Source organism: Flectobacillus sp., assembly GCF_049240685.1.
Lineage (GTDB): Bacteria > Bacteroidota > Bacteroidia > Cytophagales > Spirosomataceae > Flectobacillus.
In genome coordinates this window covers 1-1,987 of the sequence record NZ_JBMLSD010000256.1, presented here as the reverse complement: position 1 = coordinate 1,987, position 1,987 = coordinate 1, and the positions used below count along the sequence as shown (strand labels likewise).

Here is a 1,987-nt window from a genome sequence, read left to right as displayed (position 1 = left end):
GTTACGTCTAACTCGCTATTATCTTTTTTTTATTTTCTGTAAAAACCAATTCCACAGATTGATTCTGAGGAAATAATACTTTCGAAACAACGGATATTTCAAGAGTTTTTTTTCCTCAAATCTTTTAACTGAAAAAGCATGTTGTAAAAAATAGTCTTTCGGGAAATCATAGTATAAGCCCCAATTTTCGGGGGCATTCCCAGGCTTGTGCTTGGGATCATATACTGTTTTGAAAAGATAGTCCCATGTGGCAAATTTGGTCGAAAAATTGGCATGAAAAACCTCTTTATAATTAGCATGATGCCAAAGGTGCAACTCAGGTGAATTAAATAGATATTTCCATTTACCTAATTTGATATCAATATTGCTATGAATAAACATCCCAAACATGGCATCTAGTAAGGCTTTTATCGGTAATACTTCGGGTGATGCTCCTAGCAAAATAATCGGTAAAAACTCAATCGTTTGATTGATAATAATCTCGACAATATGCGAGCGTGAACCACTCAGAAAATCTACATTTTTGCCCGAATGATGCGCCTCATGTGTCCGCCAAAAGAAAGCATTGGCATGTTGAAAACGGTGAAACCAATAGATATAAAAATCATGGGTTATCAGAAAAAATAATACCTGCACCGCCAATGGCCAATGACTCACCGACACCCAAGAAGACCAAGGATAAGCCTCATGAATAGGCTCAATGATATATTGAAAAATAAGAATTTTGAGAAAATAGCTTTGAATTATGGTGTACCAAACCAAATCAACCCAAAAGCCTTCTCTAAAAAAAGGAAGTCCTTTGCGATATGGAAAAAGTCTTTCGAGCGTAATAATCAGTACAATCCAAACTACCAAAATCAGCGTGGTAATTTCAACCGTTGTCATATAAATAAAAGGTTCCGTTTTTTAGCACAAAGACCTACAGAGTTACATCTATAGGTCTTTTATGAGCCATGGCAATCAGCTTTCAGTTATCGGTTTTCCGCCCGAAAGCCCAAAGCCGACAGCTATTTATTATACTCAGCAGAAATATGCTTTCTTAATTTTTTCATCTGACCTACTTCAGAATCATATACTTTTTTGATACCGTCGCCACTGGCTGTTTCTACGTCGCGGATATCTTTTACTAGGCGAGACAAACCTTGTGGTTCGACCGACGCAGCGTGGTCAGAGCCCCACATAGCACGGTCAAGCGTGAAGTGTCTTTCTACAAAAGTTGCACCCATGGCCACTGCTGCCACAGTAGTAGCCAAGCCTGTTTCATGTCCAGAATAACCAATAGGGTGATTAGGGAACATTTTGCTTAAGGTATGAATCATATTCAAATTCAACTCTTCAGGCTTGCAAGGATACGCCGAAGTAGCGTGAGCAATCGACAAAGGATATTCAGGGTCAAAATCTAAGATAAAACGAACTGTTTCAACGATTTCATTTTGCGTAGACATCCCTGTTGAAATCATCAATGGGCGACCAGTTTTCAAAATACGTTCAATCAATTCAAAGTCAGTCAACGACGCAGAAGCCAATTTGTACAAAGGCGTATCAAACTGCTCCATAAAATCGACTGATTCTACATCCCAAGCCGATACAAACCAGTCCATTCCACGCTCTTTGCAATATTGGTCAATGATAGAAAACTCTACTGTACCAAATTCAGTTTTGCGCTTATAGTCGATATATGACATACGTCCCCACGGTGTATCACGCATGATTTCCCATTGGTCGCGTGGCACACATACTTCTGGAGTTCTTTTTTGAAATTTCACCGCATCTACTCTGGCATTGACTGCCTCGTCGATGAGTTTTTTAGCAATATCAATCGAGCCATTGTGATTGATACCAATTTCTGCAATGATGTAACATGGCGCACCTTCGCCAATTACTTTTCCTGTGTTAAGTTCAATTGATTTCATGCGTTTGTTATTGTTAGTTTTTTTTGAAGGCACAAAGGGAACAGGCACTAAGGCACAAAGTGGTTTATATTATC

2 protein-coding genes are annotated in these 1,987 nt (G+C 38.9%); both read right to left on the bottom strand.

The features are described from left to right. Positions 1-18 precede the first annotated feature (18 nt). Positions 19-885, bottom strand: coding sequence for a sterol desaturase family protein (locus tag ACOVQ4_RS11805; RefSeq protein ID WP_421820845.1), 867 nt, complete (start codon positions 883-885; stop codon positions 19-21). 122 nt (positions 886-1,007) lie between these two features. After that, on the bottom strand, positions 1,008-1,913 hold the full coding sequence (locus ACOVQ4_RS11800; protein ID WP_421820844.1) for an N-acetylneuraminate synthase family protein: 906 nt from the start codon (positions 1,911-1,913) through the stop codon (positions 1,008-1,010). Positions 1,914-1,987 lie beyond the last annotated feature (74 nt).

What these genes read in the sequence shown, in the direction of transcription:
- ACOVQ4_RS11805 (WP_421820845.1), bottom strand. Translation starts at nt 885, where the DNA reads ATGACAACGGTTGAAATTACCACGCTGATTTTGGTAGTTTGGATTGTA.
- ACOVQ4_RS11800 (WP_421820844.1), bottom strand. Translation starts at nt 1,913, where the DNA reads ATGAAATCAATTGAACTTAACACAGGAAAAGTAATTGGCGAAGGTGCG.